The organism is Pantoea sp. JK (assembly GCF_026130245.1).
Classification (GTDB): domain Bacteria; phylum Pseudomonadota; class Gammaproteobacteria; order Enterobacterales; family Enterobacteriaceae; genus Pantoea; species Pantoea trifolii.
Genome location: NZ_JAINFN010000003.1, coordinates 601174 through 622482, shown reverse-complemented (window position 1 = coordinate 622482; position 21309 = coordinate 601174). Strand labels below are relative to the sequence as shown.

General features: G+C 51.5%; 22 protein-coding genes, 5 tRNA genes and 1 other annotated feature. Of the genes, 7 read left to right on the top strand and 20 right to left on the bottom strand.

Annotation, left to right across the window (positions count from 1 at the left end; genetic code table 11):
• Positions 1-432: 432 nt before the first annotated feature.
• From clpB to rluD, 3 genes are all read right to left on the bottom strand, one after another.
• The gene (gene clpB, locus PanJK_RS10355) at positions 433-3006 is read right to left on the bottom strand and encodes an ATP-dependent chaperone ClpB (protein ID WP_265299459.1); all 2574 of its coding nucleotides are present in this window, start codon (positions 3004-3006) and stop codon (positions 433-435) included.
• 126 nt (positions 3007-3132) lie between these two features.
• Positions 3133-3861, bottom strand: a complete 729-nt coding sequence (yfiH, locus tag PanJK_RS10350) for a purine nucleoside phosphorylase YfiH (RefSeq protein WP_265299457.1) — start codon at positions 3859-3861, stop codon at positions 3133-3135.
• Positions 3858-4838: a 23S rRNA pseudouridine(1911/1915/1917) synthase RluD gene (gene rluD, locus PanJK_RS10345; protein WP_256697198.1), complete on the bottom strand. Its 981-nt coding sequence runs from the start codon at positions 4836-4838 to the stop codon at positions 3858-3860. The genes yfiH and rluD overlap by 4 nt, the downstream gene beginning before the upstream one ends.
• Before the next feature lie 130 nt (positions 4839-4968).
• Between rluD and bamD the strand changes: the two genes are divergently transcribed.
• The 4 genes from bamD (at position 4969) to pheA (ending at position 7719) form a co-directional block, all read left to right on the top strand.
• Positions 4969-5709, top strand: a complete 741-nt coding sequence (gene bamD, locus PanJK_RS10340) for an outer membrane protein assembly factor BamD (protein ID WP_008109011.1) — start codon at positions 4969-4971, stop codon at positions 5707-5709.
• A 276-nt stretch (positions 5710-5985) separates the two neighbouring features.
• Positions 5986-6312, top strand: a complete 327-nt coding sequence (raiA, locus tag PanJK_RS10335; protein WP_008109009.1) for a ribosome-associated translation inhibitor RaiA — start codon at positions 5986-5988, stop codon at positions 6310-6312.
• Between the two features lie 96 nt (positions 6313-6408).
• Positions 6409-6533 (top strand) — a sequence feature (Phe leader region).
• Positions 6410-6457, top strand: coding sequence for a pheA operon leader peptide PheL (pheL, locus tag PanJK_RS10330; RefSeq protein WP_100703679.1), 48 nt, complete (start codon positions 6410-6412; stop codon positions 6455-6457). (Overlaps the previous feature by 48 nt.)
• A 22-nt stretch (positions 6534-6555) precedes the next feature.
• Complete coding sequence (gene pheA / locus PanJK_RS10325; protein ID WP_265299453.1) at positions 6556-7719, top strand: bifunctional chorismate mutase/prephenate dehydratase; 1164 nt, start codon at positions 6556-6558, stop codon at positions 7717-7719.
• 33 nt (positions 7720-7752) lie between these two features.
• Here pheA and tyrA read toward each other — a convergent pair whose 3' ends face one another.
• Both tyrA and PanJK_RS10315 read right to left on the bottom strand, forming a co-directional pair.
• A complete protein-coding gene (gene tyrA / locus PanJK_RS10320) occupies positions 7753-8874 on the bottom strand; it encodes a bifunctional chorismate mutase/prephenate dehydrogenase (RefSeq protein ID WP_008109005.1) in 1122 nt (373 codons plus the stop codon).
• A 6-nt stretch (positions 8875-8880) separates the two neighbouring features.
• Entirely contained in the window at positions 8881-9960 is a 1080-nt protein-coding gene (locus tag PanJK_RS10315; RefSeq protein WP_061719955.1) for a 3-deoxy-7-phosphoheptulonate synthase, read from the bottom strand.
• 287 nt (positions 9961-10247) lie between these two features.
• Between PanJK_RS10315 and PanJK_RS10310 the strand changes: the two genes are divergently transcribed.
• On the top strand, positions 10248-10769 hold the full coding sequence (locus PanJK_RS10310; RefSeq protein ID WP_265299448.1) for a GNAT family N-acetyltransferase: 522 nt from the start codon (positions 10248-10250) through the stop codon (positions 10767-10769).
• A gap of 57 nt (positions 10770-10826) precedes the next feature.
• Here PanJK_RS10310 and rplS read toward each other — a convergent pair whose 3' ends face one another.
• The 5 genes from rplS to ffh all read right to left on the bottom strand — a co-directional run bounded on the left by rplS (position 10827) and on the right by ffh (position 14340).
• Positions 10827-11177: a 50S ribosomal protein L19 gene (gene rplS, locus PanJK_RS10305; protein ID WP_007893316.1), complete on the bottom strand. Its 351-nt coding sequence runs from the start codon at positions 11175-11177 to the stop codon at positions 10827-10829.
• Between the two features lie 42 nt (positions 11178-11219).
• On the bottom strand, positions 11220-11984 hold the full coding sequence (trmD, locus tag PanJK_RS10300; protein WP_036649673.1) for a tRNA (guanosine(37)-N1)-methyltransferase TrmD: 765 nt from the start codon (positions 11982-11984) through the stop codon (positions 11220-11222).
• A gap of 35 nt (positions 11985-12019) precedes the next feature.
• Positions 12020-12568: a ribosome maturation factor RimM gene (gene rimM, locus PanJK_RS10295; RefSeq protein ID WP_008108998.1), complete on the bottom strand. Its 549-nt coding sequence runs from the start codon at positions 12566-12568 to the stop codon at positions 12020-12022.
• 18 nt (positions 12569-12586) lie between these two features.
• A complete protein-coding gene (rpsP, locus tag PanJK_RS10290; protein WP_007893313.1) occupies positions 12587-12835 on the bottom strand; it encodes a 30S ribosomal protein S16 in 249 nt (82 codons plus the stop codon).
• Between the two features lie 143 nt (positions 12836-12978).
• Entirely contained in the window at positions 12979-14340 is a 1362-nt protein-coding gene (gene ffh, locus PanJK_RS10285) for a signal recognition particle protein (protein ID WP_008108995.1), read from the bottom strand.
• A gap of 167 nt (positions 14341-14507) precedes the next feature.
• Here ffh and PanJK_RS10280 point away from each other — a divergent pair, with 167 nt between their 5' ends.
• On the top strand, positions 14508-15302 hold the full coding sequence (locus PanJK_RS10280; protein WP_008108993.1) for an inner membrane protein YpjD: 795 nt from the start codon (positions 14508-14510) through the stop codon (positions 15300-15302).
• Between the two features lie 10 nt (positions 15303-15312).
• Entirely contained in the window at positions 15313-16599 is a 1287-nt protein-coding gene (locus PanJK_RS10275; RefSeq protein WP_008108991.1) for an HlyC/CorC family transporter, read from the top strand.
• Between the two features lie 53 nt (positions 16600-16652).
• On the opposite strand, the gene luxS is transcribed toward PanJK_RS10275, so the two are convergent.
• From luxS to csrA, 10 genes are all read right to left on the bottom strand, one after another.
• Positions 16653-17168: an S-ribosylhomocysteine lyase gene (gene luxS / locus PanJK_RS10270; RefSeq protein ID WP_007893307.1), complete on the bottom strand. Its 516-nt coding sequence runs from the start codon at positions 17166-17168 to the stop codon at positions 16653-16655.
• Between the two features lie 150 nt (positions 17169-17318).
• Positions 17319-18923 (bottom strand): glutamate--cysteine ligase, encoded by a 1605-nt coding sequence (gshA, locus tag PanJK_RS10265; protein ID WP_265299441.1) that lies wholly within the window; start codon positions 18921-18923, stop codon positions 17319-17321.
• 31 nt (positions 18924-18954) lie between these two features.
• The gene (locus PanJK_RS10260; RefSeq protein WP_061719953.1) at positions 18955-19383 is read right to left on the bottom strand and encodes a YqaA family protein; all 429 of its coding nucleotides are present in this window, start codon (positions 19381-19383) and stop codon (positions 18955-18957) included.
• Positions 19380-19946, bottom strand: a complete 567-nt coding sequence (gene yqaB, locus PanJK_RS10255) for a fructose-1-phosphate/6-phosphogluconate phosphatase (RefSeq protein ID WP_256697202.1) — start codon at positions 19944-19946, stop codon at positions 19380-19382. The genes PanJK_RS10260 and yqaB overlap by 4 nt, the downstream gene beginning before the upstream one ends.
• A gap of 240 nt (positions 19947-20186) precedes the next feature.
• Positions 20187-20263 (bottom strand) — tRNA-Arg (locus PanJK_RS10250).
• Positions 20264-20307: 44 nt separating this feature from the next.
• A tRNA-Arg gene (locus PanJK_RS10245) sits at positions 20308-20384 on the bottom strand.
• Positions 20385-20439: 55 nt separating this feature from the next.
• Positions 20440-20516: transfer RNA gene (locus PanJK_RS10240), tRNA-Arg, on the bottom strand.
• A gap of 85 nt (positions 20517-20601) precedes the next feature.
• Positions 20602-20678, bottom strand: a tRNA-Arg gene (locus PanJK_RS10235).
• 8 nt (positions 20679-20686) lie between these two features.
• Positions 20687-20779: transfer RNA gene (locus tag PanJK_RS10230), tRNA-Ser, on the bottom strand.
• Between the two features lie 305 nt (positions 20780-21084).
• Positions 21085-21270 carry a carbon storage regulator CsrA gene (gene csrA, locus PanJK_RS10225; protein WP_008104508.1) on the bottom strand — a complete coding sequence of 62 codons (186 nt, stop codon included), beginning with the start codon at positions 21268-21270 and terminating at the stop codon, positions 21085-21087.
• Between the last annotated feature and the right edge of the window lie 39 nt (positions 21271-21309).

Sequence of the window (21309 nt, the reverse complement as noted above, 5' to 3'; positions counted from 1 at the left end):
AAACGTCATAATGAATTTCATTATGTGTTCACTCGTGAGGCTTTGATATTTTGTTGCGTCCTAAGACGCTGATATCAATCCTGCGAGTGCCCACACAGATTGTCTGATAAATTGTTAAAGAGCGTTGCGAGCAGCGGCTGAACCGTCTGTCGCGAGGTGGCGTATACTACGCTACTCTCCTTCGGAGTCAAACACTTTTTTCAGCGCTTTCATCCGGCGGGATGAATTTCTTCACTCCCTGCTGAGCCGTCTGCGTTGCCGCTTTGCCGTCTCAGTGGTGGCGCATTATAGGGGGTTATTCGGAGCTGACAAGAGCTAATTTGAAGTTTTCGCGCAACCGCTCACTTTCCAGGCTATGCGTTGCAAAAAGCAGCTAATTCTTGTGATAAGGCAAAAAAAACGGGCCCGCAGGCCCGTTTTAATCGAACGTGATTACTGGTGAGCAACAATCACATCGTCTTTTACATCCATTTTGATGGTTTTTCCCGGAACCAGGGCACCAGAAAGAATCTGCTGCGCCAGCGGATTTTCAATCTGCTGCTGGATAGCACGTTTTAATGGACGCGCACCATAAACCGGGTCATAGCCATTCTCGCCAAGCAGTTTGAGCGCCTCATCGGAGATATGCAGCTGATAACCGCGCTCCTCAAGACGTTTATACAAACGTTGCAGCTGAATCTGCGCAATGGAAGCAATGTGTTTTTCGCCCAACGGATGGAATACCACCATGTCATCGATACGGTTGATAAACTCTGGGCGGAAATGCTGACCCACAACCGCCATCACCACCTCTTTCATCTCTGCATAATCCAGAGAACCGAAACGTTCCTGAATAAGATCGGAACCAAGGTTCGAGGTCATGATCACCACGGTATTGCGGAAATCGACTGTACGCCCCTGTCCATCGGTTAAGCGACCATCATCCAGCACCTGCAACAGGATATTGAAGACATCAGGATGCGCCTTCTCCACCTCATCCAGCAAAATTACCGAATAAGGACGACGACGCACCGCTTCAGTCAGATAACCGCCCTCTTCATAGCCGACATATCCCGGAGGCGCACCCACCAGCCGCGATACCGAGTGTTTTTCCATAAACTCGGACATATCAATACGCACCATCGCGTCATCGCTGTCGAACAGGAAGTTAGCCAGTGCTTTACACAATTCGGTTTTACCGACTCCCGTTGGTCCAAGGAACAGGAAGGAACCAATTGGACGATTCGGATCCGACAAGCCGGCGCGGCTACGACGAATCGCATTCGAAACCGCTTCTACCGCTTCGTTCTGACCGATAACCCGTGAGTGCAGCTCTTGCTCCATACGCAGCAACTTATCGCGCTCCCCTTCCATCATGCGTGCGACAGGTATTCCGGTCCAACGCGCCAGTACATCGGCAATCTCCACATCCGTTACGCGATTGCGTAACAGCTTCATGGTTTTGCCTTCAGACTGCGTAGCGATGGCTAACTGTTTCTCCAGCTCCGGTATTTTACCGTACTGCAGTTCAGACATCTGACCAAGGTCACCCACGCGACGCGCTTGCTCCATCGTCAAGCGCGCTTGCTCCAGCTCGGCTTTAATGTTCTGCGTGCCAGTTAAAGAGGCTTTTTCCGCTTTCCATTCCTCTTCCAGTTCAGCGTATTCACGCTCTTTCTGGTTAAGTTCGCTTTCCAGCATTTCCAGACGCTTCACGCTGGCATCATCAGACTCTTTCTTCAGCGCCTGCTGCTCCAGTTTTAACTGGATGATGCGGCGCTCAAGGCGATCGAGTGATTCTGGTTTCGAATCCATCTGTAAACGAATACTTGAAGCCGCTTCGTCAATCAGATCGATGGCCTTATCCGGCAGCTGGCGATCAGAGATATAACGGTGCGACAGCGTCGCCGCGGCCACTATCGCCGGATCGGTGATCTGCACATGGTGGTGCAGCTCATAGCGTTCTTTCAGTCCACGCAGAATCGCAATGGTATCTTCCACACTCGGCTCAGCGACAAAGACTTTCTGGAAACGACGTTCCAGCGCCGCATCTTTCTCGATGAACTGGCGATACTCATTCAGCGTGGTTGCGCCGACACAGTGCAACTCACCGCGAGCCAATGCGGGTTTCAGCATGTTGCCCGCATCCATTGCGCCATCGGCTTTACCGGCGCCAACCATGGTATGCAGTTCGTCGATAAACAGAATGACGTTACCTTCCTGCTTCGCCAGGTCGCTAAGCACACCTTTGAGGCGCTCTTCAAATTCACCACGATATTTGGCGCCCGCCACCAGCGAACCCATATCCAGAGCCAGCACGCGACGACCTTTCAGCCCTTCCGGCACTTCGCCATTGATGATGCGCTGCGCTAAACCTTCGGCGATAGCCGTTTTACCGACGCCGGGTTCACCAATAAGTACCGGGTTATTTTTGGTGCGACGCTGCAACACTTGAATGGTGCGGCGGATCTCTTCATCACGACCAATTACCGGATCCAGCTTGCCGAGTTCGGCACGCTCTGTAAGGTCGATGGTGTATTTTTTTAATGCCTGACGCTGATCTTCAGCCCCTTGATCGTTCACGCTGTCTCCACCCCGTAATTGCTCGATGGCCTTAGAGAGTTTTTCCGACGTCGCGCCAGCTGATTTTAATAGGTCAGCCAGCGAGCCACGTGAATCGAGGGCCGCCAATACAAATAATTCAGATGATATAAAGTTGTCGCCGCGCTTTTGCGCCAGCTTGTCGCACAGGTTAAGTACCCGAATCAAATCGGCAGATGGCTGTACATCGCCGTCGGTCCCTTCAACCTGCGGTAGTCGATTAATTGCTTGTTCAATGCTGGTACGCAGGCCAGCCACGTCGGCACCCGCTGCGCTGAGCAACGGACGCACCGATCCGCCTTCCTGATTGAGCAAAGCGCTCATCAAATGAAGGGGTTCAATGAATTGATTGTCATGTCCCAGAGCAAGGGACTGTGCATCGGCAAGTGCCAGTTGAAATTTATTAGTAAGACGATCCAGACGCATAATTCCTCCCATTACAGGTCAAAATGCTACTGGAGATTAAATGAGGTCATCCCTCAAATTTTTCAAGGTTAATGACCTGTGTTGTGAGCAAAAAATACGCTAACTGGACCGTCTTGTGGCGTAAGGTTATCTCAGCCAAATCAAAGTTGCCATACGCCCGGTGATTCCGTCGCGTCGGTAGGAGAAAAAATCATCGCGCTCATGGAAGGTACAACGCGTTGAACCACTGATGGAATGTACGCCGGCAGCTTGTAACCGCTGACGAGCCAGCAGCCAAATATCGGCGAAGTATTTGTCACCAGCCGGGCGGAAAGCTTCTTCCGCTTTTGAATCATGCGCCATAAATGCCGTTCTGACTTCCGGACCAACTTCAAATGCCTGCGGCCCAATTGCCGGACCAAGCCATGCATGAATGTCATTTGGCGCGGAGTTGAACTGTGACAATGTCTGTTCCAGCACGCCATTACAGAGACCACGCCAACCCGCATGCGCTGCTGCGACTTCACTGCCATCCTTACTACAAAGCAACACCGGCAAACAATCCGCCGTCATCACTGCGCAAACAACCCCACTTTCACGGGTGATGGCGGCATCAGCGCGCGGTAGCGGATCGCTGGCGGGTAAACGCGCAACCACTTGACCATGGATCTGATCAAGCCATTGTGGCATCGCTGGTAGCGTCAGTTGTTCAACCAAGCGTTGACGATTCTGAGCAACATGCGCCTCAGCGTCGCCAACGTGCCCACCAAGATTCAACGAATCCCAGGGGGCAGCGCTGACGCCGCCGTATCGCGTGGTGGAACATGCCCGAACATGCTGCGGCGCAGGCCAATCCGGGATGATCCATTCACTCATAGCCAATCCATCTGATCGCGGAATTCAAGGGTATCGGCTTTCAGCGCATCAATTAAATCGACCATATCCTGCGGCAACGGTGCGTGCCATTCCATCTCAATACCGGTAATGGGGTGATAGAGACGTAACATCGTGGCATGCAGCGCCTGGCGATCAAAACCACGTAGCGTAGTGATGAAAGCTTCAGATGCACCTTTTGGCGGACGCGGACGACCACCGTACAGCGGATCGCCCACCAGCGGATGGTTGATATGCGCCATATGCACACGAATCTGATGCGTACGACCGGTTTCAAGGCGTAAACGCAAACGCGTATGGGCACGGAAGTGCTCCATGATGCGATAGTGCGTGGTAGCCGGTTTACCCATCGGATGCACCGCCATGTGTGTGCGTTTGGTAGAGTGGCGCGCCATGGGTTGATCCACAGTACCGCCTGCGGTCATGGTGCCGATCGCTACCGCTTCATATTCACGCGTGATTTCGCGCAGCTGCAGCGTTTCAACCAGGTGAGTTTGCGCAGGAACGGTTTTCGCTACCACCATCAAACCGGTGGTATCTTTATCCAGACGATGAACAATCCCTGCGCGAGGCACATCAGCGATAGGTGGATAGTGATAAAGCAGTGCGTTAAGCACCGTGCCATCAGGATTACCGGCGCCGGGATGTACCACCAAACCGCGAGGTTTGTTGATGACCAGAATGTCGTCATCTTCATAGACGATGTTCAGTGGGATGTTTTGCGCTTCCCAGCGTTGTGCTTCTTCGATCTCAGCATCAATCGAGACATGCTCACCGCCAAAAACTTTTTCTTTTGGTTTATCGATGATAGTGCCGTTGACGCTGACTCGGCGCTCAAGAATCCATTCTTTTATGCGAGAACGTGAATAATCAGGGAACAATTCTGCCAAAGTCTGATCTAAGCGTTGTCCAAGTTGTGCTTCGGACACCGTTGCGGTGAGTTGAACTTGTTGTGCCATATACAGCTTCTTCGTTAACGTTGGGTTTTCACGGCGATGCCGTTTAATATAATGTGCTATCGTACCTGGTCATAACTGGGAGCTATACGGACAGCTTCTGCTACAACACTTTGAGGATAATCATTTCGTCATGACGCGTATGAAACATCTGGTGGCTGCTGCCACACTGAGCCTGAGCCTGGCGCTTGTGGGTTGTTCTGGCTCATCAGATCCAGTCCCGGACAGCCCGCCGTCTGAAATTTATGCCACGGCCCAGCAAAAGCTGCAGGACGGTAACTTTAAAGCGGCGATTAAGCAACTGGAAGCACTGGATAACCGCTATCCATTTGGTCCTTACTCGCAGCAAGTACAACTGGATTTGATCTACGCGTATTACAAAAATGCCGATCTGCCACTGGCGCAAGCCGCTATATCTCGCTTTATGCGTCTCAATCCAACCCATCCGAATATCGACTATGTCATCTATATGAAAGGTCTGACGGATATGGCACTGGATGATTCTGCACTGCAGGGCTTCTTCGGTATCGATCGTTCCGATCGTGATCCGACGCACGCTCGTGATGCTTTCCGTGACTTCTCGCAATTACTGCGCGGTTATCCAAACAGCCAATATGCTGCGGATGCGCAGAAACGTTTGGCATTCCTGAAAGAGCGCCTGGCGAAGTATGAACTCTCGGTGGCGCAATTCTATACCAAGCGCGGTGCCTATGTCGCTGTTGTTAACCGCGTGGAAACCATGATGAAGGATTATCCGGATACTGAGGCGACGCATGAAGCGCTGCCGTTGATGGAAAATGCTTACCGTCAGCTGCAGTTGACGGCTGAAGCCGACAAAGTAGCAAAAATCATTGCGGCAAATAATCAGTCTTGATTATGACACCCACAAAAAAGCAGCCCATGAGGCTGCTTTTTTTATGTCATTTTGTGGACAACTCAACAATTTTAGAGATTTATCGCTGCAGTTATCCAGTCAATCATGCGCCCTTCCGCAGTCGTCTTCAAGCATTTCCGGCTACTTTCCCGGCCTTTCTCACAATTAAGCGGCATTGACAAAAAGTGACATTTCAATGTGATCTTGATCACACATTTTCTTGATATCCGCGGTATGCTGGTCCTACCCAGACGGAAATGACAGAGAGGTTTAACTATGATTCTGAACATTACCAGCAAACAAATGGAAATCACCGAGGCCATCCGTAACCACGTTGAAGAGCGTCTCGCCAAGCTGGAAAAATGGCAAACACATCTGATAAACCCTCACATTGTTTTATCGAAAGAGCCGAAGGAGTTTGTGGCTGATGCCACCATTAATACCCCTAACGGAACGCTGGTTGCCAGTGCGAAACATGATGATATGTACACGGCCATCAATGACTTGATTGCCAAGCTGGAGCGACAACTTAATAAAGCGCAACACAAACCCGAAGCACGTCGCGCCAACAGCAGTGTGAAAGATTTTCTTCCGACAGAATAAACAAACATCTCTAGTAACGCGCCTCCGGGCGCGTTTTTTATTGACAGCTTTAAATCACTGCGGTTACTCTCAAGCCACTTCATTTATGGAAACAACCATGAAACATCTGCCGTTCTTCTTCGCATTCTTTTTTACCTTCCCCTGATTGGGAGGCGATTCGTCATGTGAAAATGAATGCGAAGACGAACAGCAAAGCCTCCCAAATGGGGGGCTTTTTTATTGGACATTTTACAGGTGAGCCCTATGAATCCCGAAAATCCGCTGCTGGCATTACGCGATAAAATCAGCGCCGTTGATGAAAAACTCTTAGCGCTTTTGTCGGAGCGTCGCACACTGGCTGTTGAAGTTGCCCAAGCTAAGCTGGCAACGCATCGCCCTATCCGCGACGTAGAACGTGAACGCGCACTGCTGGAAAACCTGATTTCTCTGGGTAAAAAGCATCAGCTTGATGCGCATTACATTACCCGCCTGTTCCAACTGGTTATTGAAGATTCTGTTCTTACCCAGCAAGCGTTGCTGCAAAAGAATCTTAACCATCCACACGCTCACGCGCCGCGCATTGCATTCCTCGGGCCGAAAGGTTCTTACTCACATCTTGCCGCGCGTAAATATGCCACCCGACATTTCGATTCAATGGTGGAGATTGGCTGCCTGAAATTCCATGACATTATTCATCAGGTCGAGAGTGGTCAGGCGGATTACGCGGTAATGCCGATTGAAAATACCAGCTCTGGCTCGATTAACGACGTTTACGACCTGCTTCAGCAAACTACGCTATCGATTGTGGGTGAACTGACCATTCCAATTGAGCACTGTGTGCTGGTCAACGCCAGCACCGATCTACAGCAGATCGAAACGGTGTACAGCCATCCACAGCCATTCCAGCAGTGCAGCCAATTCATCAATCGCTTCCCGCAATGGAAAATCGAATACACCGAAAGCACCGCTGCAGCGATGGAGAAAGTGGCCGCGATGAATTCCCCGAAGGTTGCCGCATTGGGTAGTGAAGCGGGCGGTGAGCTGTATGGATTGCAGGTACTGGAGCGTAATCTGGCCAATCAGCAGCAGAACCATACGCGCTTCATCGTGCTGGCACGTAAAGCAATTGAGGTTTCCGGTCAGGTTCCGGCAAAAACTACGTTGATCATGGCGACTGGCCAACAAGCGGGCGCATTGGTTGAAGCGCTGATGGTATTGCGTAACCACGGCCTGATCATGAGCAAACTGGAAAACCGTCCAATCAACGGCAATCCATGGGAAGAGATGTTTTATATTGATGTGCAAGGCAATCTGCAATCAGAGAATATGCAGTTGGCGTTAACGGAGTTAAGCGGCTTAACTCGTTCATTAAAAGTTCTCGGCTGCTATCCAGGTGAGAATGTGGTGCCGGTTGAACCGCGCCTCTAAGCAAAAAGGCATCCTCGCGGATGCCTTTTGTTTTTACTGCCGGCTGTCGTTCGCCGATCGCAGCATGCTTCTGCTTTCGACAAGGAAGCGTTTCGCGTAATCACCAAACCAGTGTTCAACCCGCTCGAAGCTATCGATGAAGGCTTGCTTATCGCCCTGCTCGAGCAGTTTGATCGCATCGCCAAATCGTTGGTAATAACGTTTGATCAGCGCCAGATTACTCTCCGAGGACATAATGATGTCCGCGTAAAGCTGTGGATCCTGCGCAAACAGACGTCCAACCATCGCTAGTTCAAGGCGGTAGATCGGCGAAGATAACGCTAACAGCTGATCCAGATTAACGTTCTCTTCCGCCAGATGCAGACCATAAGCGAAAGTCGCAAAGTGACGCAGTGCCTGAATAAACGCCATATTCTGATCGTGCTCAACGGCACTGATACGATGCAGGCGCGCGCCCCAAACCTGAATCTGCTCAAGGAACCACTGATAAGCTTCCGGCTGACGGCCATCGCACCACACCACAACCTGCTTCGCCAGGCTGCCGCTGTCCGGGCCAAACATCGGATGCAAGCCCAGAACCGGTCCGGTGTGCGCGGCTAGCATCGCTTGCAGCGGGCGATTCTTCACCGAGGCCAGATCGACAAGAATGCAGTCTTCTGGCAATTTCGGCAGCTCACCGATAATTTGCTCTGTCAGATGGATTGGCACACTGATGATCACCATGCCCGCATCTTTCAGCAGCTCGTCCGAACGATCCCAATCGCCTTTATCCAGAATGCGGACCTGATAGCCAGAAAGTGTCAGCATCTTTTCAAACAGACGCCCCATCTGGCCGCGGCCACCTACAATCACCACCGGACGCAGCGTCGGACACAGTGTTTTGAAGCCTTTGTCATTTTCATGCGCATAAGATTCACGCATCAAGCGACGCAATACATCTTCAATCAAATCCGGCGAGACACCGAGCGCTTCAGCTTCCTGGCGGCGTGAAGCCAACATGCTGGCTTCACGCTCAGGAACATAGATCGGCAAACCGTAGCGGCTTTTAACTTCCCCTACTTCGGCTACCAGCTCCAGTCGTTTTGCCAGTAACCCAAGCAGTGCTTTATCTACTTCATCGATTTGATCGCGTAGCGCGGTCAGTTCAGCCACCATGACTCATTACACCTCGTGTGACAGACGCGCCGACAGCACTCCCTGCAGATCCTGATGGATTTCACGCAGCAACGTTTCAGTGGTTTCCCAGTCGATGCAAGCATCAGTGACGGATACACCGTATTTCATTTCGCTACGTGGCTGTTCAGAAGACTGATTGCCTTCATGAATGTTGCTTTCCAACATCAGGCCAATGATGGAACGGTTTCCATCTTTAATCTGCGCGATAGCCGATTCGGCTACGCCAGGCTGGCGGCGATAGTCTTTGTTAGAATTACCATGGCTGCAATCTATCATTAAGGCCGGACGCAGTCCCGCTTTCAGCATCTCTTTTTCACACTGAGCGACATCTTCTGGGCCGTAGTTTGGTGCTTTGCCGCCGCGCAGAATCACATGTCCATCAGGGTTGCCCTGGGTTTGCAGCAAGCAAACCTGACCAGCCTGATTGATACCAACAAAACGGTGCGGCATCGCAGCCGCGCGCATGGCGTTAATCGCGGTACCAAGGCTGCCATCCGTACCATTTTTAAAACCAACCGGCATGGAGAGACCTGAAGCCATTTCACGGTGGGTTTGTGATTCGGTGGTACGCGCACCGATCGCTGACCAGCTAAACAGATCGCCAAGGTATTGTGGGCTGTTGGGATCCAGCGCTTCGGTCGCCAGCGGTAATCCCATCTCGACGAGATTAACCAGCAGCTGACGTGCGATATGCAGGCCGGCTTCCATATCAAACGAGTTGTTCATGTAAGGATCATTGATCAACCCTTTCCAGCCGACGGTGGTTCGAGGTTTTTCAAAATAAACGCGCATAACGATGTACAGCTGATCCTTCAACTGTGCAGAGAGAGATTGCAACTGACGGGCATAGGCAAGTGCGGCTTCGGTATCGTGAATTGAACAAGGACCACAAACCACCAACAGGCGCGGATCGCGGCCCGCAATAATGTCGGCAATGGTCTGGCGAGAAGACGCAATTTGCGCTTCCTGCGCCGCAGTGAGCGGGAATTTGGCTTTCAGCTCTTGCGGGGTAATCAAAATTTGTTCGTCGGCGATATGCACATTGTTCAGCGCGTCTTTTTGCATGATTGCGATCCTTTTTACTCGTTTATGCGGTTTGGGATCCTCACTGAGGATGGCGCTTACTTTATCACATCATGTACATCATGCAATCCACACATGTACACTTTTATTACCATCAAAATAAAAAACCACTTAAAAACACATAAAAACCTTAAATTACAATAATTTAATTTAGCGCACCAAAACACCAGCCTGTAAACATATAATTACATCATAATGAGTCCCGTTAGTGAATTTTGCCATCAGCCAAGCTAACATTCTGTTATTCATTATTTTTCAGGGATCGTGCGATGTCCATTTCGCTTATCACACTGCGTCCTTTCACGTTGCAGGATATCAATGCTTTTACTCAGGCCGTCAACGAATCGCTGAGTACGTTAAAACCCTGGATGGCCTGGGCCCACGACGATTATCATCCTGATGAAGCGGCAAGCTGGATCGATTTCACGCGCATTCAACGCAGTAAAGGCGAAGCGGAAGAGTTCGCGATTGTGGATGGCAACGATCGGTTGCTGGGAAGCGCCGGTATTCGTTTCGCAAAGAATCCGGACGAAAGGAGTGCATTAGGATATTGGGTGCGCAGTGATGCTCAGCGGCAAGGCGTTGCGACGCGTGCGGTGGCGCAGTTGGTCGAATTTGGCTTCCAGCATCCACATATCAATCAGCTAGAGATTCTTGCAGCAGAAGAGAATCACGCCAGTCGCGCGGTTGCCTTACGCTGCGGCTTCACTTTAGTTGATTATTGCTTTGGGCTAATCATTCTGGAGAGCGGAGCGGTGAACGCCGCGATTTATCATTTACAGCGCCCATAAAAAAAGGGGCCAGCCAAATGGCCAACCCCTTGTTTGCTATTAACTTTGAGAAGTCGCTTACGCGCCAAGACGCTCTTTGATACGAGCTGACTTACCGGTACGCTCACGCAGGTAATACAGTTTGGCTTTACGCACAGCACCACGACGTTTAACAGCAATGCTGTCAATTACTGGAGAGTGAGTCTGGAAGACACGCTCAACACCTTCGCCGTTAGAAATCTTACGAACAGTGAATGCAGAATGCAGACCGCGGTTACGAATAGCGATAACCACGCCCTCGAATGCCTGCAGACGCTTCTTAGAACCTTCTACGACCCATACTTTCACTTCCACGGAATCACCCGGACGGAATGAAGGTACGTCCTGCTTCATCTGCTCTTGTTCAAGTTGCTTGATAATGTTGCTCATAATTAAATCTCTTATCCTGGGTAAACTGATAGTGAGGGAAGATTACTCTCCCGCCTCATCGTTTTGTTGCTGCTGATGTTCACGCTGGAACTCATTTAGCAACCGTGCTTGCTCTTCAGTCAGAGCCAGGTTTTCCAGAAGTTCAGGTCTTCTTAGCCAGGTACGGCCTAACGACTGTTTCAGGCGCCAGCGGCGAATATCGGCATGGTTGCCCGACAGTAAAACTGGCGGAACTTCCATCCCTTCTAACACTTCAGGTCGGGTGTAGTGCGGGCAATCCAGCAAACCATCCGAGAACGAATCCTCATCGGCTGACGCCTGTTTCCCCAGTACGCCGGGAATAAACCGGGCGACCGAGTCAATTAACGTCATGGCTGGTAGCTCACCGCCACTGAGAACGTAATCACCGATTGACCATTCTTCATCAATCTCTGTGTGAATCACGCGCTCATCTATCCCTTCGTAGCGACCACATACCAGAATCAACTTCTGATTGGTCGCCAGTTCGCAAACGCCCTGTTGGTCCAGTTTGCGTCCCTGAGGTGAAAGATAAATCACCTTAGCGCCTTCTCCCGCCGCCGCTTTCGCTGCGGAGATGGCGTCCCGTAAGGGTTGCACCATCATCAACATTCCCGGTCCGCCGCCGTAAGGACGATCGTCCACGGTACGGTGCCGGTCATGCGTGAAGTCACGAGGACTCCAGCTTTGAATGTCGAGCAGGCCATTTTTTACTGCCCGGCCAGTTACCCCGTACTCGGTAATAGCGCGAAACATCTCTGGAAACAGGCTAATAACACCAATCCACATCGCGTTCGCCGTTACGTTACCGGATTGTCCGGAGATCAAAAACCAGGATCCCAATCTACTTCAATAAGGCCAGTAGAGAGATCGACTTTCTTGATAACCTGTTCATCAAGAAACGGAATTAACCGCTCTTGCGCACCGAATGCATCCTTCAGGTTTGCCTTAACGACGAGAACGTCGTTCGATCCGGTTTCCATCAAATCAATGACTTTGCCCATCTCGTAGCCTTCGAGGTTCACTACTTTCATACCCATAAGGTCTTTCCAGTAGTAATCACCTGCTTCCAGCGCTGGCAGCTGCGTGGAGTCAACCGTAATTTCGCAATTGGTCAACTGTGCTGCAGCGTCCCGATCGTCAATGCCTTTGACTTTGATGATCAGGTCCTGATTGTGGTGCTTCCAGCCCTCGAGTTCGACCTGCTGCCATTTACCGGCGCGCTGGATGAACCAAGGTTGGTAGTCGAAGATGCTTTCAGCGTCTTCAGTGGAGGAAAACACTTTGAGCCAACCCCGAATTCCGTAAGCCGCGCCCATTTTTCCCAATACAATCGGGTTAACGGGAGGCTGCCCGGCAGGTTTAATGCTCATGCTCACCACCGTGACAGATTAAGCTGCTTTCTTTGCTTCTTTGATCAGCGCGTTAACGCGATCAGAAAGCGTTGCGCCCTGGCCAACCCAGTGCTCAATACGGTCCAGATCCAGACGCAGACCTTCAGCCTGACCAGAAGCGATCGGGTTGAAGAAACCTACGCGCTCGATGAAACGACCGTTACGAGCATTGCGGCTGTCAGTGACGACGACCTGATAGAACGGACGCTTTTTAGCGCCGTGACGTGCCAAACGAATTGTTACCATAACATCCTCATTAGTTAATAAAGCGCTCGGGCCCCATCGAGGAACGGGGCCCGAGCGCGATATAAAAAGCCCGAAGATTTTACTCATTTTGGCGCAAAAAGCAACCTGAGTGTGTCAAATAACCGGCTTTCTATGCGGCCGCCTTAGCGACCAGGGAATCCAGGCGGCATCATACCTTTCATGCCACGCATCATTTTGGCCATGCCGCCTTTCTTCATTTTCTTCATCATGCGCTGCATATCATCGAACTGTTTCAGCAGTCGGTTGACGTCCTGCACCTGCATGCCTGAGCCCAGCGCAATACGACGTTTGCGCGAACCCTTAATAATTTCTGGCTTCTCACGCTCTTTACGCGTCATCGAATTGATGATGGCTTCCATGCGAACCAGCACTTTGTCATCCATCTGCGATTTCACGTTGTCAGGCAGTTGTCCCATGCCCGGCAGTTTGCCCATCAGGCTCGCCATGCCGCCCATGTTGCGCATCTGCTTCAACTGCTCAAGGAAGTCGTTGAGATCAAAACCGTCGCCGGTTTTCAGTTTCTTCGCCAGTTTCTCCGCCTGATCGCGGTCAACTTTGCTCTCGATATCTTCGATCAGCGACAGAACATCGCCCATGCCGAGAATGCGCGACGCGATACGCTCTGGATAGAAAGCTTCCAGCGCTTCGGTCTTCTCGCCCATCCCCATAAATTTGATTGGCTTGCCGGTGATGTGACGAATCGACAGCGCCGCACCACCGCGCGCATCACCATCGACTTTCGTCAGGATCACACCGGTCAACGGCAGCGCTTCGTTGAAAGCTTTGGCGGTGTTGGCGGCATCCTGACCGGTCATGGCATCGACCACAAACAGCGTTTCCACCGGATTGATCGCGGCGTGTACCTGTTTGATTTCGTCCATCATCGCTTCGTCGACGTGTAAACGACCGGCGGTATCCACCAGCAGCACATCGTAGAATTGCACTTTGGCTTGTTTCAGCGCGTTCTGAACAATGTCGACCGGCTTTTGGCTCAGATCGGACGGACAGAAATCAACGCCGACCTGCTCAGCCAGGGTTTCCAACTGTTTGATCGCCGCAGGGCGATAAACGTCAGCAGAAACCACCAACACTTTCTTCTTGTGCTTCTCGCGCAAGAATTTACCCAGTTTTGCCACGCTGGTAGTTTTACCGGCACCTTGCAAACCGGCCATCAGCACCACGGCTGGCGGCTGAGCATTCAGATTGAGCGCATTATTTTCAGCGCCCATCGCCGCAACCAATTCGTTGCGCACGATTTTGATGAACTCCTGGCCTGGCGTCAGGCTTTTGTTCACATCGTGGCCAACGGCGGCCTCTTTCACGCGATTAATAAATTCACGCACCACCGGCAGCGCAACGTCAGCTTCCAGCAGCGCCATGCGAACTTCACGCAGCGTGTCTTTGATGTTGTCTTCGGTCAGCCTTCCGCGGCCGCTGATATTGCGCAGGGTTTGCGACAAACGATCGGTTAAATTATCAAACATGCTCTCTCACTTAGAACCGTAGCGAGGCCGCCATAGGCGACACAATGCGCCGGATTATAACACGAAGACGAAGCGATCTCTGCAATTGACCGTCAGATCGTTTGGAGCCTGCTGCTGCTGGCGCTATACTGCTTTTTTCCTTATCTGACCGATACCTGAAAGGATCTATGTTCGTTTTCGCGATCGTGGCGCTGTTCGCCTACTCCCTCAGTCTTGCATTGATCATTCCCAGCCTGCTTAAACGCAACGGTGGCTGGCGTCGTTTTGCTGTGCTTTCCGCCTGCGTGGCGCTGATTGCGCACGCCGTTGCCCTGCAGCAGCGCATTTTTGCTGTTGATAACGGGCAAAACCTCAGCCTGCTTAATATCGGCTCGCTGGTTAGCCTGCTGATCTGCGCCATCATGACAATTGTCGCCTCGCGCAATCGTGGCTGGCTGCTGCTACCGATTGTTTACAGCTTTGCATTGATTAATCTGGCCTTTGCCACCTTTGTGCCCAATGCCTTTATTACGCATCTGGAAACCACGCCGGGCATGATGGTTCACATCGGTCTGTCGTTGTTTGCCTATGCCACGCTGATCATCGCGGCACTGTATGCGCTGCAGCTGGCGTGGATCGATTACCAGTTAAAAAATAAGAAACTGGCTTTCACTCAGGATATGCCGCCGCTGCTCAGCATTGAGCGCAAAATGTTCCACATCACGCAGATTGGTGTCGTGCTGTTGACGCTGGTGCTCTGCACCGGTTTGCTCTTCATGCATAACCTGTTTAGCGCGGAGAATGTGGATAAAGCGGTTCTCTCCATCATTGCCTGGTTTGTCTACATCGTTCTGCTTTGGGGACACTATCGTGAAGGCTGGCGCGGACGCCGCGTCGTGTGGTTTAACTGTGGCGGCGCATTGCTGCTAACCATGGCCTACTTCGGCAGTCGCGTGCTTCAGCACCTGCTCACTTCTCACTAAGGATTTTGTGTTGGAACACGTTTCAACCACCACGCTGATCATTACGCTGGTCATCATGGTGCTGGTCTCTGCGTATTTCTCCGGTTCAGAGACCGGCATGATGACGCTCAATCGTTACAAACTGCGCCATAAAGCCAAAAGCGGTAATCGCGGCGCGCGTCGGGTGGAAAAACTTCTGCGTCGTCCCGATCGCCTGATCAGCCTGGTTTTAATCGGCAACAACCTCGTTAATATCCTCGCCTCCGCTCTTGGCACCATTGTTGGTATGCGCCTGTATGGCGATGCCGGCGTGGCGATTGCTACCGGTATTCTGACTTTTGTGGTGCTGGTATTTGCTGAAGTGCTGCCGAAAACGGTCGCGGCGCTCTATCCAGAAAAAGTCGCCTATCCCAGCAGCGTGTTACTGGCTCCGCTGCAGTACGTGATGTTGCCGCTGGTGTGGCTGCTGAATACCATCACCCGCATTTTGATGCGCATGGTGGGCATTAAAACCGACGGTTCAATCAACTCGGCGTTGAGCAAAGAAGAGTTGCGCACCATCGTGCATGAGTCACGTTCGCTGATGTCGCGCCGTAATCAGGACATGCTGCTGTCAGTACTCGATCTGGAGAAAGTCAGCGTGGATGACATCATGGTGCCGCGCAATGAGATCGTCGGCATCAACGTCAATGATGACTGGAAATCCATTGAGCGCCAGCTGAGTCATTCGCCGCATGGACGCATCGTCCTGTTCCGCGATTCGCTGGACGATTGCGTTGGTATGCTGCGCGTGCGTGAAGCCTGGCGCATGATGACCGAGAAGAAAGAGTTCAACAAAGATCGCCTGCTGCGTGCTGCTGATGAAATTTACTATGTGCCGGAAGGCACGCCGCTTAACGTGCAGCTGGTTAAATTTCAGCGTAATAAAAAGAAAGTCGGCATGGTGGTTGATGAATATGGTGATGTTAAAGGCTTAGTGACAATCGAAGATATTCTGGAAGAGATCGTTGGCGATTTCACCACCTCAATGTCGCCATCGCTGGCCGAAGAAGTGATGCCGCAAAACGATGGTTCGGTATTGATTGAAGGCAGCGCCAATGTGCGTGAAATCAACAAAGCCTTCAACTGGACGCTGCCGGAAGAGGATGCGCGCACCATTAACGGCATGCTGCTGGAAGCACTGGAAGAAATTCCGCTGGTTGATACCCGCGTTACCCTTGGAGCCTACGATATCGATATCCTCGATGTGCAGGACAACATGGTGAAACAGGTGCGCATCACGCCGCACCACGCACTGAAATCCTCCATCGGCTCCTGAAGCCTGCAAACAAAAACGCCGCGATAATCGCGGCGTTTTTCATTGTGTCTCAACTAGATGTGCAGCTCTTTCAGCTTTTCAGCTGGCAGCTTCAAATCTTCGTTGCGGTTCACGCCGATGTCGTGAGCCAGCACATTGCGCGCGATCTGCTGCGCTTCATCCAGTGAGTGCAGTTTGTAGCTGCCGCACTGATATTCGTTCAGCTCTGGAATCTGGCCCTGCTCTTTGACTTTCAGAACATCTTCCATCGCGCCTTTCCAGGCTTTCGCTACACGCTGCTCGTCAGGCGTACCAATCAAACTCATGTAGAAGCCAGTACGGCAACCCATTGGAGAGATGTCGACGATTTCAACGCCATCACCATTCAGGTGATTACGCATGAAGCCAGCAAACAGGTGCTCCAGCGTATGAATGCCACGCTCAGTCAGAATTTCAATATTCGGACGGCAAAAACGCAGGTCGAAAACGGTGATGGTATCGCCATGCGGAGTTTTCATGGTTTTTGCTACGCGTACTGCAGGTGCGCCCATGATGGTGTGATCAACAGTAAAACTATCCAGTAGTGGCATACGTCACCTCCTGTTTTGAGATTTTTTTTAAAACGATGAAACTTTTCTGTTCGTCCAGCGTCTGAATATATGAAAGACGCGCATTTGTTATCATCATCCCTGACAACAGAGATGTTTATTTTGGCCACATTGATGTGGCCATTTTCTTTTCTAGCCTTCGCGGCCCGCAAGGTAACTTTCGAAATCCAGCGTATCGCTCTGTTCCAGCTTCTCTTGTGCCTGCATCGACTCCAACGCCTGACGACTAAAGTCCTCTTCAGTCAGAATCTCTAACGACTCTTCACACAGCAGATGACGGTATTGCTCCGCCAAGGCCACGCCAGCGCCGGTCAAACCGTTTTCTTTGATCGCATGCAGAATACGCGCGGAATAGGTTAGCTCAGGATCGTCGAAAGATGCCACCAGTTGATCGCAAACCTGTTGATATTGCGTGTTGCCGTGATTGCTGTCGAGCACTTCCGCCACGCGACGCAGATCGGCAAACAGCGCTTTGCCCACTTCAACCAGCGTATGTTCAGTTTCGCTACAACCCACAGCAATGACCTGGCCGGGTTTGCGCCCTTCCATCACCACGCGGTTCCAGTTTTTACGCGTACACAGCAACTCATCCGCGCTCATTTCCGGCGCATCAGCCAGCGTACACCAAATCAGGAACAGATCGAGGAAGCGCGCCTGATCGGCATCTACACCAATCGCGGAGAATGGGTTGATGTCCAGCGAACGCACTTCAATGTATTCAATCCCGCCGCGCAGCAGCGCATCAGATGGCGCTTCACCTGAACGCGTAACGCGTTTTGGACGAATCGGTGCATACAGCTCGTTTTCAATCTGCAGCACGTTGGTGTTCAGCTGCAGCCAGTTGCCATCGGCATCTTTTGTGCCCATGGCGGCATACTCTTCCGACGGCGTTTTGATCGCCGCTTTCAGTGCCGCAACATAACCTTCCAGCGAGTTAAAGGTGATGCCCAATCCGCTCTGAGATTTATTGGTGTAACCGAGATCGCTCAGGCGCAGCGAGGTGGCATGAGGTAGCCACAACGTGCCTTTGCCATCAGTTTCAAACGGCAGATTGCTCTCACGCCCTTGCAGGAATGAGGAGCAGATCGCTGGCGATGCACCGAACAGATACGGAATGACCCAGCCAAAACGATAGTAGTTGCGAATCAAACGCAGATAGCCGGCAGAGATGGTCTCTTTGCCGCTTTCGGCATCTTTCACATCCGCCCACTCCTGCCAAAACGACAGCGGCAGCGAGAAGTTGTAGTGCACGCCAGAAATAATCTGCATCAACGCGCTATAGCGGTTCTTCAGGCCCTGACGATACAGCGTTTTCATTTTGCCGATATTCGAGCTGCCATATTGCGCCAGCTCGATGCTATTAACATCATCAATGAAGCCAGGCATGCTGAAAGGCCACAAACGCTCATCGCCCAACTCACGCGCCACATGGCGGTGAATATCGCGCAGGAATGCCAGTGAACGATCGATGCTCTGATCAACCGGCGTGATGAACTCCATCAGCGTCTCAGCAAAATCGGTGGTGATCCAGTCGTGCTTAAGCGCTGAACCGAGTGACTCAGGATGTCCTGTGGTTGCCAGGTGACCATCGGGTTTTACGCGTAACGACTCGCGCTCAATACCACGGCCGATACCCTTTAACGCGTCAGGATGCGCTTCCAGCCAGGAAAGTGCCTTAGATACGTCCGGGATCACATTAACCTCCCGCTGTGTGAATAATTTATTTTTGTTCAGCATAATGTTAACCGTAGCCTCGAATCTGTGCGAATCAATGCCACCATTGCATTGTTTGTAATGTGGCGGTCGCGATAACGATATAACGCAGCGTTTTACCGATGGCGAGGAACAGTACCGAAGGCAGCCAGGCAAAGCGCAACCAGCCTGCGAGCACGCAGAGTAAGTCGCCCACTACCGGCAGCCAGCTGAAAATCAGTGCTGCAGGTCCCAATCGGTGTAACCACGTCATTGCTGTGTCGTGCCATCGCCCTTGCCCTTTTGGCGGCATCAGGCGACCAAGAAGAATGTTGGTCAGGCCGCCCAGTGTGTTTCCCACTGATGCAGCCAATAACAATCCATAAACCGAACCTTTTTGGGCGATCAGCAGTGCAACCAGCACCGCTTCCGAGCTCCCCGGTAACAGAGTCGCACTCAGGAAGCTGCTGCCGAATAACGATCCATAGGTCAGAAATTCATTCACAGTAAACGGACATCAACCACGTCCATGCCTGCTGCTTTGGCGGCTTGTACACCGAAGTCAGCATCCTCAAACACCACACAGCGCTCGGGCGCGATGCCCATTAATTCAGCGCAGCGTAAAAAGGTATCCGGCTGCGGTTTATGACGCTGTACGTCATCCGCTCCGACAACCGCATCAAACAGGTGGTAAACGCCTAGCTCTTCGAGCAGGGCTTTTGCCAGGCTGTGTTCACTGCCGGTGCCCACCGCCATCGGGCGGCGACCATGATAGGCTTTGACCACGTCCATCAACGGCAGCGGACGCACGTCATCTAGCAACATCGCTTTCAGTGCAGCGGTTTTTTCCGCCGCCAGCAGATGCGGATCGTGCGTTGCATTGTTCTGCTCAAGAATGAACTGCGCCAGTTGCCAGGTTGGAGCGCCATTAAAACTCACCATTTTTTCTTCATCCATGGTGAAACCATAGCGGCCAAGCACCTGTTGCCAGGCTTTTCGATGTGTCGGCTCAGTATCCAGAATTGTGCCGTCCATATCGAAAATCAGGGCATCATATTGGTCGTACATTGTCACTCCATCGAGCACCACAAAATGAGCCATTACTTTAGCGTAATGCGCTCAGGTTGTCGCCAGGCGCGCTTAACCGCAAATGCTTTGAAAGCATTAGTTTTTTTCGTTTTCGGAAAAAGGTCAGAGTGCAATGCCGGGCATAAACGCCGGTTAATTCAGTAATTTTTTTACCAGTGGATTTGATTGGCGCAGGATTCAGAAACTGAGAGTCGAAACAGAAAGGTAATGAAGAAGAGATGGTGCATCCAGGAGGATTCGAACCTCCGACCGCTCGGTTCGTAGCCGAGTACTCTATCCAGCTGAGCTATGGATGCATCGAGTTACTGCTGAAGTCAATGTTGAGAAGTGTGAAGAGGAATGGTGCATCCAGGAGGATTCGAACCTCCGACCGCTCGGTTCGTAGCCGAGTACTCTATCCAGCTGAGCTATGGATGCATTGAGGTTTTCTTACGATGGACTAACTGAAACAACCTGAGGATGATACGAAGAATGGTGCATCCAGGAGGATTCGAACCTCCGACCGCTCGGTTCGTAGCCGAGTACTCTATCCAGCTGAGCTATGGATGCATCGAGTTAATTCTTGTACAACGCAGGGTGCTAACAACTCACCATGAAAGGAACTGCTCGTTCACTCTTACTTCACCATTCCGAATGGTGCATCCAGGAGGATTCGAACCTCCGACCGCTCGGTTCGTAGCCGAGTACTCTATCCAGCTGAGCTATGGATGCATCGGAAATGGCGGTGAGGCGGGGATTCGAACCCCGGATGCAGCTTTTGACCGCATACTCCCTTAGCAGGGGAGCGCCTTCAGCCTCTCGGCCACCTCACCTTACGCGTTCTTCCGAACCGTGCTTCTGAACTTGTTTCTGCTCATCGGCACTGCGTGGCGCACATATTACTTTCCCGGACTTATAAGTCAAACATTTATTTCCAGCCTTTTGTTTGATTGCACAAATGACGCTCAATTCGCATGCTTTAACGACAAAAAGAGTGATTTATCAACAAAGAATGGCTGCTGGAGAACACAAATGAGGATTAAAAGACTGGGTGAATTGAGAAAGAAAAACGGGAGATGTGCGGGACTTGAGGGGAAAAACCGGTAGCGCCTCGCTCAGGAGCGAGGCGCTGAATCCGTTAGTAACTCGAGGCTTGAGTTTTTTCGGCTTGAATACGCTGATAGATCTCTTCGCGATGAACCGAAACTTCTTTAGGCGCGTTAACACCAATGCGGACCTGGTTACCTTTTACACCCAGCACCGTTACAGTCACCTCATCGCCAATCATGAGGGTTTCACCAACTCGACGAGTTAGAATAAGCATTCTTTGCTCCTTGAAAGATTAAAAGAGTCGGGCTTGTTC

What these genes read in the sequence shown, in the direction of transcription:
- rpsP (WP_007893313.1), bottom strand. Translation starts at nt 12,835, where the DNA reads ATGGTAACAATTCGTTTGGCACGTCACGGCGCTAAAAAGCGTCCGTTC.
- yfiH (WP_265299457.1), bottom strand. Translation starts at nt 3,861, where the DNA reads ATGAGTGAATGGATCATCCCGGATTGGCCTGCGCCGCAGCATGTTCGG.
- csrA (WP_008104508.1), bottom strand. Translation starts at nt 21,270, where the DNA reads ATGCTTATTCTAACTCGTCGAGTTGGTGAAACCCTCATGATTGGCGAT.
- yqaB (WP_256697202.1), bottom strand. Translation starts at nt 19,946, where the DNA reads ATGTACGACCAATATGATGCCCTGATTTTCGATATGGACGGCACAATT.
- bamD (WP_008109011.1), top strand. Translation starts at nt 4,969, where the DNA reads ATGACGCGTATGAAACATCTGGTGGCTGCTGCCACACTGAGCCTGAGC.
- raiA (WP_008109009.1), top strand. Translation starts at nt 5,986, where the DNA reads ATGATTCTGAACATTACCAGCAAACAAATGGAAATCACCGAGGCCATC.
- PanJK_RS10315 (WP_061719955.1), bottom strand. Translation starts at nt 9,960, where the DNA reads ATGCAAAAAGACGCGCTGAACAATGTGCATATCGCCGACGAACAAATT.
- ffh (WP_008108995.1), bottom strand. Translation starts at nt 14,340, where the DNA reads ATGTTTGATAATTTAACCGATCGTTTGTCGCAAACCCTGCGCAATATC.
- clpB (WP_265299459.1), bottom strand. Translation starts at nt 3,006, where the DNA reads ATGCGTCTGGATCGTCTTACTAATAAATTTCAACTGGCACTTGCCGAT.
- rimM (WP_008108998.1), bottom strand. Translation starts at nt 12,568, where the DNA reads ATGAGCATTAAACCTGCCGGGCAGCCTCCCGTTAACCCGATTGTATTG.
- trmD (WP_036649673.1), bottom strand. Translation starts at nt 11,984, where the DNA reads ATGTGGATTGGTGTTATTAGCCTGTTTCCAGAGATGTTTCGCGCTATT.
- pheA (WP_265299453.1), top strand. Translation starts at nt 6,556, where the DNA reads ATGAATCCCGAAAATCCGCTGCTGGCATTACGCGATAAAATCAGCGCC.
- tyrA (WP_008109005.1), bottom strand. Translation starts at nt 8,874, where the DNA reads ATGGTGGCTGAACTGACCGCGCTACGCGATCAAATCGATGAAGTAGAT.
- rplS (WP_007893316.1), bottom strand. Translation starts at nt 11,177, where the DNA reads ATGAGCAACATTATCAAGCAACTTGAACAAGAGCAGATGAAGCAGGAC.
- gshA (WP_265299441.1), bottom strand. Translation starts at nt 18,923, where the DNA reads ATGCTGAACAAAAATAAATTATTCACACAGCGGGAGGTTAATGTGATC.
- PanJK_RS10280 (WP_008108993.1), top strand. Translation starts at nt 14,508, where the DNA reads ATGTTCGTTTTCGCGATCGTGGCGCTGTTCGCCTACTCCCTCAGTCTT.
- luxS (WP_007893307.1), bottom strand. Translation starts at nt 17,168, where the DNA reads ATGCCACTACTGGATAGTTTTACTGTTGATCACACCATCATGGGCGCA.
- PanJK_RS10310 (WP_265299448.1), top strand. Translation starts at nt 10,248, where the DNA reads ATGTCCATTTCGCTTATCACACTGCGTCCTTTCACGTTGCAGGATATC.
- rluD (WP_256697198.1), bottom strand. Translation starts at nt 4,838, where the DNA reads ATGGCACAACAAGTTCAACTCACCGCAACGGTGTCCGAAGCACAACTT.